We start from the raw sequence: 13,408 nt of genomic DNA on the forward strand, positions 1-13,408 counted from the left end.
ATCGCGTTCTAGACCCGCAACGTCGGCACAAAAAAGCCCCCGGCGCGAGGCCGGGGGCTGCTGCGGTCCGGCCCGAGGGCCGGGACGCGCACCGGATCAGAAGGTGATGCCGGTCTCGACCATGTAGCGGTCCTGCGAGGTGCGGTTGCCGGTCCGGCCGAAGCCGGTACCGGGGATCAGCAGCCCCTCGTCGGTGATGGCGGCGCGGGTGATCCCGCCGAGTTCGACGTGCGCGTACTCCACCCGGAAGAAGAAGCGGTCGAACGTGAAGGTCGGCGTGATGGTGAACGAGAAGGCGTTGCTGCCGGCGCCGAAGCCCAGCAGGTTCGTCGTCCCGGACCCCCGCACGCCCGACTGCTCGGTGTACTCGATGCGGCCCGCCAGGGAGAAGTTGTCGGTGAACGAGTAGGCCGCCAGGAGCGCCCCGCCGTAGGTCGAGGCGGAATTGAAGATGCCGATGCGCGGATCCCGCTCGACATTGGTGAACTGGAAGTAGGGCGAGACGATCCAAGGACCGTTCGCGTAGGTGTAGTTGATGTCGAAGATGCCGCTGTTCTGCTGGAAGCCCGGCGTGGCGAACTGGTAGCGCGGGCTCCGGGCGAAGGCGTTGGTGCGGCCGAGGTTGAGACCGCCGTTGACGCCGACCGTGTTGAAGTCGTCGAGCTTGTAGGCGACGTTGCCGGTGAACCACGTGATCTCGTTGGAGAAGAACCCGTCCGTGCCGGCGAGCGACACCGAGAGCGGTCCGCTGGCGTAGTTGAGCTGGACGCCCTGGTTGATGAAGTTCTCCTGCACGAACAGCAGGCCGCGGTTGATGTTCAGGTTCTGGTAGGTGAACAGCAGCTCGGTGCCGATCAGGGTGAACATCCGGCCGCCCTGGACGGACCACTCGTCGTTGATCTGGATCTTGCCGAAGGCGACCGGGACCGGGCCGAACAGCAGGTCCGTCTGGGTGAAGGTCCCGAGGGTCGGGAAGCCGAGCTGCGGGATCGAGTAGCCGCCCGCCTGCACGTAGAACTGGAACGCGCCCTCGGGCTTCTGGATGATGCCCTGGATGTTCGAGAAGTCGAAGCGCGCCGCGCGGTCCCGGTCATTGGGCGCCGCCGGAGTCGAGAACGACGCGAAGGGGTTGGTCTGGGTGTAGCCGTAGCCGGTCACGGCGCCCCCGACGTAGAGGTCGCCGAGCGGGCCGGCGGAAAAGCAGGTCGGGCTGGGATTGGCCTTGATCACGCCGCCATAGGTCGGGCCGAGAAGCGTCGCCTTGCAGGGCTCGGCCGGGGGCGGCACCGGCACCGGGGCCGGAGCGGCCAAGTCAGCCGCCAGGGCGCTGGCGGAGGACAGCATCACGGCGGCGAGGCCGGTCAGGGTTGAACGCTTCAGCATGGCTCGCAGCTCGTTGGGGTTCGTCTACGGCCAAGCTGACATCGCGCGGCGAATGACACAAAATCAAAGAACTAGCATTTGCATATTTTTTGAGCAGTTCCGTATCGCTGGCATAGGTCTAGGCATGAATGTGGTTTTCTCGCCACAATCGACCGGGCGGAGCGTAGTCAACACTGTTGGGGCCGCGGCAGTGCTTGAGAATGGCCGCCCAAAGCTGCCCGGTCAGGCCGAAGGGCCTAACGGATCGCAACGAAAACCTCCGAAGTCATGGCGCGCCAAGCGCTCCGCCAGGGCCGGGAGAAACAGCGTCGCCTCCTCGGCGAGCCGCCAGGGCGGGTTGACGACGATCAGGCCGCTGCCGGTCAGCCGCGTGGGGTCGTCGGGCCGGTCGATCAGCAGGTCGAGGCGCAGCGCCGGGCGAGCCAGGGCGCCATCGAGGTCGCGGACCATGCGATCGAGGGCGGCGGCATCCTTGACCGGGTACCAGGCCAGGAAGATGCCGGTGGGCCATTTGGCGACCGCGCGCACGAGATGGGCGCCGAGCCGCTCGATCTCGCCGGGAACCTCGTAGGGCGGGTCGATCAGCACCAGGCCGCGCCGCTCCGGCGGCGGGATCTGGGCGTTGACGGCGGTCCAGCCGTCGAGGGTCAGCACCTTGGTCCGCGAATCGCGCTCGTAGCGCCCCCGCAGCGTGGCGGCGTCCAGTGGATGGAGTTCCACGAACACGCCCTTGTCGCCCGGCCGCAGGGCCTCGCGGATGAGAGCCGGCGAGCCCGGATAGGCCGTGGCGCCGTGGCGTGCGCGCACGGCCGCCACGGCCGCTCGATAGGGCGCGAGCAGCGCCTCGACGGGTTCCGCGAAGGGCTCGTCCATCCGGCCCCAGCCGTCCCGCCACTCGCCGGTGCGGGCCGCCTCGTCGGCATCGAGGTCGTAGACGCCCAGGCCCGCGAAGGCATCGAGCGCGCGGAAGGGCTTGTCCTTGCGGCGCAGGTGGTCGAGCACCCGCGCCAGCACGAGATGCTTGAGCACGTCGGCGTGGTTGCCGGCGTGGAAGGCGTGTCGGTAGTTCATGGACGCGCGGTGAAGCGGATCCGGGCCTCCAGGTCCAGCGGCGCCCCGCCGAACCGCCCGAAAATGTCAGCGCGCCGCGTCGAGGGTGATTTCCGGCGCGCGGCAATTGCCGCGGGTGACCTCGGGACAGGAGGCGAAGCCGCGCAGGTCCTTGCCGAAGCAGATACGGACCTCCTGCAACTGCCCCCGGGCGCAGGTGACCGACATCATGTCGGGCCGCAGGCCGCGATTGGCGGCCACGAATTGCCGGGCGATCTCGATCGGGGCCAGGGTCTGCGGCGGGCCGCCGCCCTTGAGCGCCTCCGGAATGGTCACCGCGAGGCGGGCCTCCCGTGCAGCGGAGAAGTAGGCGGCGGGGTCGAGGCCCGAACAGGTGCCGTGCTTGCGCCACTCGTACCGGGCGAGCCCCTCGCTGGGATAGACCTGTCCGGCCACGTCCATGGCCTGCCGAGTCGGCGGGCGCGTCACCGCCGAGCAGTTCTCGGGGTAGCTCCGCGCATATTGCGGCCAGAGTCCGTGCACGACGAAGCCGAGGCCGCGACCCGGGGCGCACTGAACGTCGTCCCGGCGCTGGCCTTGGCCCGCGCAATAGGTCGGCGACCACGACAGGGCGAGGACGTAGAAGTCGAACTCGCCGGGCGTGCCGCGCCGGGCGAAGCCGCCGAAGTCCTGGGCGGCAGCCGGGCCGGCCAGGATCAGGCCGGCGAGGCAGGCGGCGAGCCCGCGCATGGTCAGGGGCGCGCCATCCGGCACGCGGTGGCGTAGGCGTAGGCGAGGTCGCGGTCGAGCCCGTGGACGCAGAACTCGACGCCCCAGGTCGCGCCGATGATGCCGAGGCTCTCGCGGACCGAGTAGTCGACCTTGCGGCGCACGCCGTCCGAGGTTGTCACGGTCGCGGTGCAGAACCGGCGCGGGTAGGTGTCGAGCCCCCACGGCCGCCAGGCGGTGCGCTCGATCGTGTCGAAGGACAGGATCGTCATCGACGAGTTCCAGAACTTCGCCTCCTTCTCGGCGAAGTTGGTCGAGACCCGCTCCAGAACCGACGGGTCCTGGCAGCCGGGGATCTGGGCGTCGAACGGGAAGACGCGCTCCTCGGCGGGCTCGATATCCTCCCGGGCCGAGCGGGCGAGCGCCGGCTGTGCCAGGGAGAGGAGGGCCAGCCCGAGGGCGAAGCCGTGACGGATCGGGCGCATGGCGCGTGCCTCGACGGATGTGCGGACCTGCATCGGTGAACGATGCCGCCACCGCGCCGCCAGTCAAGCTCCGAGGATCGCGCGGCCACGCTTTGGCGAACGGTGCGGCGCGGCCGCTACAGTACCGCGCGTCAGGAAGGCCACGCGGACAGGCAGCCGTCCGCTCAGTAGATGGGCCCGGTGCTCGGCGGCGGCGCGCCGAGCTGAAGCGGCTCGTCGTACTCCTGTGCCGGCTCCTCGGGCGCGGCGTTGGCGACGCGTGGCGCGGGCCGGACCGGCGGCGCGGAGGTGTAGGCCGATGCCGCCGGCAGGCGGGCCGGGGCGCGGGCCACCTGAGTCGCGCCGCCGGCCTTCGACATCGGCGAGAGGCCGTAAGGATCGTCCTCCTCCACATCCACCGGAGCCTGCGGGGCGGCCGGCTGGCGCGGCGGCGGGACCGGGCGGGACAGCGGCCGCTCGACGCCCGTGCCGAGCTGCGGGGTGAACTTGATCAGCGGCTGGCAGATCCGCTTCAGCCCGCGCGGATCGTGCCGGGCCAGGTCGACGTGGATATGGTCGTAGTGGAACACGTTGGAGCCGGGTGCCAGCACCGTGGTGAAGCGCTGACAGGCGCCGAGGAAGATCTCGCGCAGGAAGCCCTGCTCGGCCTCCGTGCCGCGCCAGCCGCCCTTCACGGTGATCACGTGGCCGTCCGCGAGCTTGATCGACATGACGTCGATGGCGTTGCCGAAGCCGTGCTCGGAGAGCTTGGCACCCGGCTGGTTGTTGCGGCCGCGGCAGGAATAGGAGCCGGCGTTGATCTCGGCCACCGGCACGCCGAAGTAGAGGTTGGCGGCCGGCTGGATCGTGTCGGCGAGCCAGGCCTCCGCCTCGGCCAGCGCCGGGCAGCCGAGCGTCATCCGCTGCTTCATCAGGACCGTGCCGCCGGCGAGCCGCGTCACCCGGAAGGGCTGCTGCATGCCGCAGGGACCCGGCCCGTCCATCGCGGCGATCGGCGTGATGTACTCCGACGGCTCCACGAGCTTCTTGGCCAGGCAGACCTGCTCCGCCTGATCACGCCACGGGTCACGCCGCTCGAAATGGTTGATCGAGCACGCGGTGAGGCCTGCGCCGAACAGCGCCAGGGCCGAGAACAGGGATACGCCACGCCACATGATCGGGACGATGCGCACGGTCCCGTAAAGCGTTCGTCAACGGCGTTTCGGGAATGCCGCAGCCTGTGGCGCCTCGGTTGACAGCGCCTCGGGGCGTAGACTGAATGCATTATGCTTTCGCTCCTCGACCTCCGCGCCCGCATCGCCGCCGGCACCCTGACGCCCGGCGGCGCGATCGACCTGTGCCGCGCCGCGATCGCCGCGCGGGAGCCGGACCTGCACGCCCTGGTCACCCTCGACGCGGCGCCGGCGATCCCGGACTCGGGGCCGCTTGCCGGCATCGCGGTGGGCGTGAAGGACATCATCGACAGTGCCGGCCTGCCGACCCAGATGGGCTCGACGATCTACGAGGGCTGGACGCCCCGGGGCGACGCTGCCGTGGTGAGCCGGCTGAAGCAGCTCGGCGCCGTCGCCCTCGCCAAGACCACGACAACGGCCTTCGCGAGCAGCGACCCGACCGCCACGGTGAACCCGCACGATCCCGGTCACACGCCGGGCGGCTCCTCGGCGGGTTCGGCCGCCGCCGTAGGCGCCGGGATGCTGCCGTTGGCGCTCGGCACGCAGACGGCGGGCTCGGTGATCCGGCCCGCCAGCTACTGCGGCTGCGCGGCGGTGAAGCCGTCGTTCCGGCTGATCCCGACGGTCGGCGTGAAGACCTACTCCTGGGCCCTCGACACGGTCGGGCTGTTCGCCGCCGGGGTGGCCGACGTCGCCCACGCCCTGGCGCTGGTCACCGGCCGCCCGGAGTTCGAGCGGGCGGAGGCCGGCTTGGCCCCCCGGATCGGTCTCGTGCGGCAGGATTTCGCCGGGGCCCCGGCGCCGGAGGCCGAGGCAGCGCTGGTCCGAGCCCGGCAGGCCGCGGAGCGGGCCGGGGCGCGGGTCAACGACCTCGCCCTGCCGGAGGAACTCGCCCAGGCCTGGGAACGCCACAACCTCATTCAGCACTACGAGGGCCGGCTGGCGCTGGCCTGGGAGTACGACACGCAGGCCGACGCGCTGCCGCCGCTGGCGCGGGCGCATCTCGACGCCGGCGCGGCGATCAGCCCGGCCCAGTACGACGACGCGCGCCGCCACGGCCACCACGCCCGGCGGGTGCTGAAGGGCCTCTTCGCGGATTACGACGCGATCCTGACCTTCTCGGCGCCGGGTCCGGCACCCGCCACCCTGGCGTCCACCGGCGACCCGCGCTTCAACCAGCTCTGGACGCTGATGGGCGTACCCTGCGTGAACGTGCCGGTGCCCGGCCACCGCCTGCCGGTGGGCGTGCAGGTGATCGGGCGCTTCGGCGACGACGGCCGGGCGCTGGCCGTCGCCCGGCTGATCGAGGACGGGCTGCGCGGCTGACGCGGTGGCGCAGGCCGCCGCTCAGGTGGCCGGCTGCTCGTGGAGCGTATCCTCCACGTAGAGCTGCTCCAGCAGGACCTTGATCACCGCCATGAGCGGCAGGGCCAGGGCGATGCCCCAGAGCCCGAAGATCACGCCGAGGATCAGCTGCCCGGCGAAAATCGTGGCCGGCGGGATGTCCAGCGCCCGCTTCTGGATGAACGGGGTCAGGCCGTAGCTTTCCAGGCACTGGACCGCGAGATAGACGCCGATCGCCCCGATCACCGCCTTCGCGCCGGACGCCAGCGCCGCCAGGATGATGACGAGGCCTGCCACCAGCGGCCCGACCGTCGGCACGAAGGCGAGCAGGCCCGCCTGGAGCCCCAGGATCAGCGCGCCGCCGATCCCCAGGAAGGCGAGGCCCGCCCAGGTGCACAGGAAGATCACCGCCATGATGATGAGCTGGCCGAACAGCCAGTGCCTCAGGGTCTCGCCGGCACCGTCGAGCACCTGGGTGGCGCGCCAGCGCTTCGCGGGCGGCACGAACCGGACGACGCCGTCCCGGTAGGCCTTCGGGTCGGCCGCGAAGGCGAGCCCGAGGAAGGCGATCACCAGGAGGTTGCCCAGGGCGTCGAACAGACCCAGGATGACCGCGGCGGCCGGCCCGAGGACGCTGCCAGCATCCGACACGAAGGAGCCGCCGCCCTTCAGGAGGCCGGAGGCGAGGCCGGCGAGGCCCCCTTCCTTCTGGCCGGACTCCGTCGAGCCGTCCTTGCCGCCGGCCTGCGGCGCGAGGCTCGGCACGTCGATGCCCCGCTCGGAGAGCCAGCCGGAGACCGTGCCGGCCTGATCCTTGATCGTCGTGCCGAGGTCTCGGCCCTGCTGCACGATCGTGGCGCCGCCGTAGCTCCCGAAGCCGATGACCGCCGCCGCCACCGCGAGGCTGGCGATCGACAGCCGCAGGGCCCGCGGCAGGGGCAGGACACGGCCCAGCCCGCGGGTCAGCCCATCGAGGAAGACGCCGAGGAGCATGCCGGCGAAGATCAGCAGGATCGTGCCCGCCGACATCCAGGCGAGCGCCAGCACCGCCACGAAGCAGACGACGGCTATCCCCGAGGCCGCGAGCGGCGCCGTCCCGCGCCAAGGCCCGACCGGGCCGTCCAGTTCCTTGGGGCTGCTGTCCGACATCGTTGCTCCTGCGCCGGGCTCACGAACGCTGCGAGCCCTCCCGGGTCAAGTGCGCTGGCCGCCAGAACTATGCACAGCGGTGCGACCGGACGGCGGCCTGCGCGTTGTCTCGGCGGCCGCAGGACAGCGGCGACGGCATAGGCAGGATGGCGCGCATGAGCACCTACGGCGAGACCCCGAGTTATTCCCTCGGCCTGGGCCGATCGGTCGACAACGGCGACCAGCTCAGCAGCGTGATGCTGTTGGGGATCGCGGTGGCCGGAGCGGTCGTCGCGATCCTCCTCAGTGCGCTGATCGTCTAGGCGCGGCTTCGCCGCGTCGAGGCCGGTTCGGCGACAGGGCGCATGAAAACGGAGACCTGACGCCGTGCGCGCTGGTAACGCCACGGAACACGGCAAGACAGTGGTCCGGTGGATCTCAACCCGCCGCCTCATCCTGAGGTGCCCGCGTCGACGGACCTCGAAGGAGGGCTCCAGGGATCGCGGTGGCTTCTGGGGGCTCCTTCGAGGCCTCCGCTGCGCTCCGGCACCTCAGGATGAGCGGGCGGATTGGACAGCCGATCCGAACGTTTCCCGGCGTGTGTCGTGTACCGTGGCGTTGCGATCGGCCGTGGCCCTGGCGGTCAGGTCCAGCGCTCGGCCGCGGCGTCGTCCCGAGCCGCAGCCTCGACCCAACCGCCGGTGGTGCCATCAGCGAGGTGCTCTCGCTTCCAGAACGGCGCCCGAGTCTTGAGGTAGTCCATCAGGAAGTCCGCGGCCTCGAAGGCCGCGACCCGGTGGCTGGAGGCGGTGACGACCAGGACGATGCCGTCGCCCGGGCGCACCAAGCCGTGCCGGTGGATCACCCGCAGGGCCTGAAGAGGCCAGCGCCCGATCGCCTCCTCGGCGACCCTCTGAATCTCGGCCTCGGCCATGCCGGGGTAGTGCTCGAGTTCGAGGGCCGCCAGCCGCCCGTCCTCGTCGCGACACAGGCCCGTGAAGGTGACGACGGCTCCGGCCCTGCCACCGAGTTCGGCACCGATCCGCGCGATCTCGGCGGCGGTGTCGAAGGGCTCGGCCTGGATGCCGATGCTCGGAACGGGGGCGCTCATGCCGCGATCCATAGGAGTCCGCGGACGGGCCGGCCAGTCCCCTGCCTGTCACACTTGCTCCCGCCTCTATATGACACGGTCCGTCGCGCCCTCCCGGTCCGGGGCGCGGTGCGCGATCGTCCGTTTCGACCCCGCTGATCCCGGACGGCGCCGGAGAAGGATAGCCGCGTGACCCCCGACCTGATCCTGGCCTATGACGGCGTCCAGCCGGACTTCGCGAGCCGTCCCGTCTGGTGCGGCCGCGGCAGCACGGTGATCGGCGCCGCGCGCATCGGCGCGCAGGCCTGGCTCGGCGACGAGGCGGTGATCCGCGCGGACGGACAGACGGTAACGCTCGGTGACCGCTTCTGGCTCGGCCACCGCTCGACCGTCCACATCGCCACCCGGACGCACGGCACGCAGGCGGGCGACCGCGTCACCGTCGGTCGCAACAGCGTCGTCCATGCCTGCACGGTCGGCTCCGACGTGGTGATCGAGGACGACGTTGTGATCCTCGACGGGGCGCAGATCGGTGACGGCGCGGTGATCGAGGCCGGGGCGACCGTCTTCCCCCGGGCCAATCTGCCCGGCGGCTACGCCTATGTGGGCAGCCCGGCCCGACCGAGCCGTCCGGTCGCGCCCGAGGAGGTCGCAGAGCGCGCCGAACGGCTGCGCGAGCGGATGGGCGACGGGCCGTCCCTACCGCCTGGGGAGCTGGCGGATGTCGAGGCCAGCGTGTTCGTGGCGCGGACTGCGCGCCTGCGCGGGCGGGTGAGTCTCGGCGCCGGGTCGAGCGTGCTGTTCTGCTGCGACCTGAACGCCGAAGTCGGCCCGATCGTGGTCGGCGCCGACACCAACATCCAGGACAATACCGTCATCCGCACCCGCGCGGACGGGGTCGTGATCGGCCGGGACACCACCATCGCCCACAACGTCCGCATCGCCGACTGCCGGATCGGCGCGCGGGCGCTGATCGGCATCGGCGCGACGATCGCGGCCGGCACCCTGATCGCCGACGACGTCATGCTGGCGGCCGGCGCCACCACCGATCCCGGCCAGATCCTGGAGGCGGGCTATCTCTGGGGCGGCCGACCGGCCCGGATCCTCGCGCCCCTCGATGCCGAGAAGCGCGCCATGATGATTCGCATCGTCGAAGGCTATTGCCAGCACGGCCGGGAATACCGGGCGGCTCAGGAGGCTCTGGGCTGACGACCCGCCGTCAGTGCTGCAGGATCTTCGACAGGAAGGTCTGCGCCCGCTCGGACCGGGGACTGCCGAAGAAGTCCTCCTTCTTGGCATCCTCGACGATCTCGCCGCGATCCATGAAGATCACCCTGTCGGCGACCTTGCGGGCGAAGCCCATCTCGTGGGTCACGACCATCATGGTCATGCCCTCCTTGGCGAGCTCCACCATCACGTCGAGCACCTCGCCGACCATCTCGGGATCGAGCGCCGAGGTCGGCTCGTCGAACAGCATCACCACCGGGTTCATGGCAAGCGCCCGGGCGATCGCCACGCGCTGCTGCTGGCCGCCGGAGAGCTGGCCGGGGAACTTGTTCGCGTGGGCGCCCAGGCCGACGCGGGCGAGCAGGTCGAGACCGCGCTTCTTCGCGTCCTCGGCGCCGCGGCCGAGCACCTTGCGCTGGGCGATGGTGAGGTTGTCGGTAATCGACAGGTGCGGGAACAGCTCGAAATGCTGGAACACCATGCCGACCCGCGAGCGGAGTTTCGGCAGGTTGGTCGCCTTGTCGGCGACCTTGGTGCCCGCCACCGTGATCTGGCCCTTCTGGAACGGCTCCAGGGCGTTGACGCACTTGATCAGGGTCGACTTGCCCGAGCCCGAGGGGCCGCAGACGACCACGACCTCACCCTTGGCGACTTGGGTGGTGCAGTTCGTCAGGACCTGGAAGTCGCCGTACCATTTGCTGATGTTGTCGATGGCGATCATCGTCTCGCCGGGCGCCGCCGCGGGCGCGCCGGAGGTCAGGCTGCCGGGCTGCAGGCCGGCATCCTTCGGCGCGTGGGCCGCGTCGGCGGCGGGTTCGGCGGCGGTGGGGGCCGGCATCGGGGACGAGGTCATGACGCGGTCTCCAGTGTCGGTCAGCGGATGATGGCCACGCGGCGCTGCAGGCGGCGCACCAGGAACGAGGCCGAGAAGCAGATCGCAAAATAGACCACGGCCGCGAAGATATACATCTCGACGAGGCGGCCGTCGCGCTGGGCCACCTTCGAGGCGGCGCCCATGAAGTCTGTGAGCGACAGCACGTAGACCAGCGAGGTGTCCTGGAACAGCACGATGGTCTGGGTCAGCAGCAGCGGCAGCATGTTGCGGAAGGCCTGGGGCAGGACGACGTTGCCCATAGTCTGCCAGTAGTTCATCCCCAGCGCCTGGGCGGCGGCGGTCTGTCCCTTCGGGATCGACTGGATGCCGGCCCGCATGATCTCCGAGAAGTAGGCGGCCTCGAAGGCCATGAAGGTGATCAGCGCCGACGGGAAGGCGCCGACCTGGATCGGCGTCGCGGATCCGGTCACGTAGGCGCCGATATACGGCACCAGGAAGTAGAACCAGAAGATCACCAGCACCAGCGGCAGCGAGCGGCAGAGCTCGACGTAGCCCTTGGCGAGGTGCCAGAGGCCCGGGATGCCCGAGAGCCGCGCCATCGCCAGCAGCGTGCCGATGATCACGCCGCCCACCGCCGCCAGGGCGGTCAGCGTCACGGTGAAGACCATGCCCTGCCCGAACAGGTAAGGCAGGGACGAGACGATGACGGAGAAGTCGAAATTCGAGAGCATCGGGGCCTGTTACCGGTGGCCGTCGGGCGGGGCGGAGGAGCGGGCGTAGGCGTCCCTCAGCGCTGGCCGGGGATCGCCACCGCCTTCTCCAGGAAGGTCGCCGCCGTGACGACCACGAGGTTGATGATCACGTACAGGATGGTCGCCGCCGTAAAGGCCTCGAACACCTGGAAGGAGAATTCCTGCATCGAGCGCGCCCGGGCGGTCAGCTCCAGGAGGCCGATGGTCAGGGCCACCGACGTGTTCTTGAGATTGTTGAGGAATTCCGAGGTCATCGGCGGCAGGATGATCCGGTAGGCGTTCGGCAGCAGCACGTAGCGGTAGGTCTGGTAGACCGTGAACCCCATGGCGGTGCCGGCCATGCGCTGGCCTCGCGGCAGCGACTGGATGCCGGCGCGGACCTGCTCGGCCACGCGGGAGGCGGTGAAGAAGCCGAGGCACACCACCGCCGTGTAGAACGGCGCGTCGGGCAGCTGCTTGATCGCGTCGCCGATCCGGGTCGGGACCACCTCCGGCAGCACGAAGTACCAGAGGAACATCTGCACCAGCAGCGGGATGTTGCGGAAGATCTCAACGTAGGTCGTGCCGATCGCGTTCGCAGTCTTCGACGGCAGCGTCCGCAGCACACCGATCAGGGAGCCGAGGAAGAACGCGATGATCCACGAGCAGAGCGCGGTGGCGATCGTCCACATGAGCCCCGAGAGCAGCATGTCGAGATAGGTGCCGTTGCCCTCCGGCGAGGCGTCGAAGAAGATCCGCCAGTTCCAATTGTAGTTCATCGCGCCGCTTCTGACATAAGACGTGTGAGCCCGGCGATCCCCACTCTCACCCTCATCCTGAGGTGCTGCGAAGCAGCCTCGAAGGAGGGTTCCAGATGGCGCCGCGGTCCCGGGAGGGCTCCTTCGAGGCCTCCGCTGCGCTTCGGCACCTCAGGATGAGGGTGGGTCTGGGAGAGCCGTCGACTTCGTATCTGGCGTGACGCACCGCGGGCTTCTGCCCGCGATGCGCCTCGTCGTGTCGAACCGATCTCAGTAGGCCGCCGGGTCGGGGCTGGAGATCGGCGTCGTGAACTGCTTCTTCATCTCCGCGCTCATCGGCAGGTTGAGGTTGATGTTGCGCGGCGGGATGGCCTGCGTGAACCACTTGTCGTAGAGCGCCTTGCCCTCCGGGCTCGTGTAGAGCTTGGCGGTGGCGTCGTCCGCGACCTTCTTGAACTCCGTGTCGTCCTTGCGGAGCATGATGCCGTAGGGCTCGGGCTTCGACAGGGCCTCGGTGGAGATCTCGTAGGCGGACGGGTCCTTCGAAGAGGCGGCGAGCGAGGCGAGCAGCACGTCGTCCATCACGAAGGCGGCGGCGCGGCCGGTCTCGACCATCAGGAACGCCTCGGCGTGGTCCTTGGCCGGCAGGATCGTCAGGCCGAGCTTGCGCTCCGTGTTGGCCTCGTTGATCTGCTTGATGTTCGTGGTGCCCGAGGTCGACACGACGGTCTTGCCCTTCAGGTCCTCGATCGTGTGCAGGTTGGCCGACTTCTTCGAGACGTAGCGGGTCGCGGTCAGGAAGTGCGAGTTGGTGAACCACACCTGCTTCTCGCGCTCGGCGTTGTTGGTGGTCGAGCCGCACTCGAGGTCGATCGTGCCGTTCGCCATCAGCGGGATGCGGGTGGCGGAGGTGACCGGGTTGAGCTTCACCTCGAGGTTCGGGAGGTTGAGCTTGGCCTTCACGGCGTCGGCGATCTTGTAGCAGATGTCCATCGCGTAGCCGACCGGCTTCTGGTCGGCGCCGAGATACGAGAACGGCACGGAGGCGTCGCGGTACCCGATGACGATGGCGTTGGAATCCTTCACCTTCTTGAGGGTGCCGGTCAGCTCCTGCGCCCGCAGGCTCAGGGGGGCGAGGGCGAGGGTCAGGCCAAGCGCCGCGGCGACGCCGCGGCGAGCGATATCAGACTGCATCGGTACGGAACTCCTGGATCGGGCCGAACGGTATCGGCTGGCGGCGGGGCACGCGGGCCCGCCCGCTCGGGCGACGCCGTTGCAATGATGGTGCCGGGAGGAGGGAGCGGGCGCCGCGTCGGGCGGCGGCCGAGGACCGACAGGGCGCGGCCAAGCTCGTGCAGTCGCACGCAGATGCGATCCCTGCAGCCCCCATGGCCTCCTCCATGGCGCTGAGCCGGCCTTTCGCTCGCGCCACCGGCATCTTGCACACTTCTTAGGCGTACGCACGCGGTGGAGAGG

At 70.0% G+C, this 13,408-nt stretch carries 14 protein-coding genes; 3 read left to right on the forward strand and 11 right to left on the reverse strand.

The genetic code is table 11. The features are described 5' to 3' along the window. Positions 1-96: 96 nt before the first annotated feature. From ACLBX9_RS20785 to ACLBX9_RS20805, 5 genes are all read right to left on the reverse strand, one after another. Positions 97-1,383: an outer membrane beta-barrel protein gene (locus ACLBX9_RS20785; RefSeq protein WP_010687489.1), complete on the reverse strand. Its 1,287-nt coding sequence runs from the start codon at positions 1,381-1,383 to the stop codon at positions 97-99. 222 nt (positions 1,384-1,605) lie between these two features. Continuing rightward, positions 1,606-2,454: a 23S rRNA (adenine(2030)-N(6))-methyltransferase RlmJ gene (locus ACLBX9_RS20790; RefSeq protein WP_447720271.1), complete on the reverse strand. Its 849-nt coding sequence runs from the start codon at positions 2,452-2,454 to the stop codon at positions 1,606-1,608. A 66-nt stretch (positions 2,455-2,520) separates the two neighbouring features. Then, a complete protein-coding gene (locus ACLBX9_RS20795; RefSeq protein WP_447720272.1) occupies positions 2,521-3,183 on the reverse strand; it encodes a ribonuclease T2 family protein in 663 nt (220 codons plus the stop codon). Between the two features lie 2 nt (positions 3,184-3,185). Next, positions 3,186-3,647, reverse strand: coding sequence for a hypothetical protein (locus ACLBX9_RS20800; RefSeq protein ID WP_010687492.1), 462 nt, complete (start codon positions 3,645-3,647; stop codon positions 3,186-3,188). Positions 3,648-3,811: 164 nt separating this feature from the next. Continuing rightward, a complete protein-coding gene (locus tag ACLBX9_RS20805) occupies positions 3,812-4,801 on the reverse strand; it encodes an extensin-like domain-containing protein (RefSeq protein ID WP_447720302.1) in 990 nt (329 codons plus the stop codon). Between the two features lie 111 nt (positions 4,802-4,912). Between ACLBX9_RS20805 and ACLBX9_RS20810 the strand changes: the two genes are divergently transcribed. Beyond that, positions 4,913-6,145, forward strand: a complete 1,233-nt coding sequence (locus tag ACLBX9_RS20810) for an amidase (protein WP_447720273.1) — start codon at positions 4,913-4,915, stop codon at positions 6,143-6,145. Between the two features lie 21 nt (positions 6,146-6,166). Here ACLBX9_RS20810 and ACLBX9_RS20815 read toward each other — a convergent pair whose 3' ends face one another. Beyond that, positions 6,167-7,312 (reverse strand): AI-2E family transporter, encoded by a 1,146-nt coding sequence (locus ACLBX9_RS20815; protein ID WP_010687495.1) that lies wholly within the window; start codon positions 7,310-7,312, stop codon positions 6,167-6,169. A gap of 155 nt (positions 7,313-7,467) precedes the next feature. Here ACLBX9_RS20815 and ACLBX9_RS20820 point away from each other — a divergent pair, with 155 nt between their 5' ends. Beyond that, positions 7,468-7,614, forward strand: coding sequence for a hypothetical protein (locus ACLBX9_RS20820; RefSeq protein WP_010687496.1), 147 nt, complete (start codon positions 7,468-7,470; stop codon positions 7,612-7,614). A gap of 320 nt (positions 7,615-7,934) precedes the next feature. Here the strand turns inward: ACLBX9_RS20820 and ACLBX9_RS20825 are convergent, their stop codons facing one another. Continuing rightward, positions 7,935-8,402 (reverse strand): molybdenum cofactor biosynthesis protein MoaE, encoded by a 468-nt coding sequence (locus tag ACLBX9_RS20825; protein WP_447720274.1) that lies wholly within the window; start codon positions 8,400-8,402, stop codon positions 7,935-7,937. A 168-nt stretch (positions 8,403-8,570) separates the two neighbouring features. On the opposite strand from ACLBX9_RS20825, the gene ACLBX9_RS20830 reads away from it, so the two are divergent. Further along, positions 8,571-9,590, forward strand: a complete 1,020-nt coding sequence (locus ACLBX9_RS20830; RefSeq protein ID WP_010687498.1) for a gamma carbonic anhydrase family protein — start codon at positions 8,571-8,573, stop codon at positions 9,588-9,590. A gap of 10 nt (positions 9,591-9,600) precedes the next feature. Here ACLBX9_RS20830 and ACLBX9_RS20835 read toward each other — a convergent pair whose 3' ends face one another. The 4 genes from ACLBX9_RS20835 to ACLBX9_RS20850 form a co-directional block, all read right to left on the reverse strand. After that, positions 9,601-10,329 (reverse strand): amino acid ABC transporter ATP-binding protein, encoded by a 729-nt coding sequence (locus ACLBX9_RS20835; RefSeq protein WP_039894952.1) that lies wholly within the window; start codon positions 10,327-10,329, stop codon positions 9,601-9,603. Between the two features lie 152 nt (positions 10,330-10,481). Next, positions 10,482-11,174 (reverse strand): amino acid ABC transporter permease, encoded by a 693-nt coding sequence (locus ACLBX9_RS20840; RefSeq protein ID WP_447720275.1) that lies wholly within the window; start codon positions 11,172-11,174, stop codon positions 10,482-10,484. Positions 11,175-11,230: 56 nt separating this feature from the next. Further along, positions 11,231-11,953, reverse strand: coding sequence for an amino acid ABC transporter permease (locus ACLBX9_RS20845; RefSeq protein WP_447720276.1), 723 nt, complete (start codon positions 11,951-11,953; stop codon positions 11,231-11,233). 249 nt (positions 11,954-12,202) lie between these two features. Further along, positions 12,203-13,126 (reverse strand): amino acid ABC transporter substrate-binding protein, encoded by a 924-nt coding sequence (locus ACLBX9_RS20850; RefSeq protein ID WP_010687502.1) that lies wholly within the window; start codon positions 13,124-13,126, stop codon positions 12,203-12,205. Positions 13,127-13,408: the final 282 nt, after the last annotated feature.

Source organism: Methylobacterium sp. A49B, assembly GCF_053346215.1.

Coding starts and splice junctions, on each gene's coding strand:
- ACLBX9_RS20850 (WP_010687502.1), bottom strand. CDS start 13,126: ATGCAGTCTGATATCGCTCGCCGCGGCGTCGCCGCGGCGCTTGGCCTG.
- ACLBX9_RS20785 (WP_010687489.1), bottom strand. CDS start 1,383: ATGCTGAAGCGTTCAACCCTGACCGGCCTCGCCGCCGTGATGCTGTCC.
- ACLBX9_RS20800 (WP_010687492.1), bottom strand. CDS start 3,647: ATGCGCCCGATCCGTCACGGCTTCGCCCTCGGGCTGGCCCTCCTCTCC.
- ACLBX9_RS20820 (WP_010687496.1), top strand. CDS start 7,468: ATGAGCACCTACGGCGAGACCCCGAGTTATTCCCTCGGCCTGGGCCGA.
- ACLBX9_RS20835 (WP_039894952.1), bottom strand. CDS start 10,329: ATGATCGCCATCGACAACATCAGCAAATGGTACGGCGACTTCCAGGTC.
- ACLBX9_RS20810 (WP_447720273.1), top strand. CDS start 4,913: ATGCTTTCGCTCCTCGACCTCCGCGCCCGCATCGCCGCCGGCACCCTG.
- ACLBX9_RS20825 (WP_447720274.1), bottom strand. CDS start 8,402: ATGAGCGCCCCCGTTCCGAGCATCGGCATCCAGGCCGAGCCCTTCGAC.
- ACLBX9_RS20840 (WP_447720275.1), bottom strand. CDS start 11,174: ATGCTCTCGAATTTCGACTTCTCCGTCATCGTCTCGTCCCTGCCTTAC.
- ACLBX9_RS20845 (WP_447720276.1), bottom strand. CDS start 11,953: ATGAACTACAATTGGAACTGGCGGATCTTCTTCGACGCCTCGCCGGAG.
- ACLBX9_RS20790 (WP_447720271.1), bottom strand. CDS start 2,454: ATGAACTACCGACACGCCTTCCACGCCGGCAACCACGCCGACGTGCTC.
- ACLBX9_RS20815 (WP_010687495.1), bottom strand. CDS start 7,312: ATGTCGGACAGCAGCCCCAAGGAACTGGACGGCCCGGTCGGGCCTTGG.
- ACLBX9_RS20795 (WP_447720272.1), bottom strand. CDS start 3,183: ATGCGCGGGCTCGCCGCCTGCCTCGCCGGCCTGATCCTGGCCGGCCCG.
- ACLBX9_RS20805 (WP_447720302.1), bottom strand. CDS start 4,801: ATGTGGCGTGGCGTATCCCTGTTCTCGGCCCTGGCGCTGTTCGGCGCA.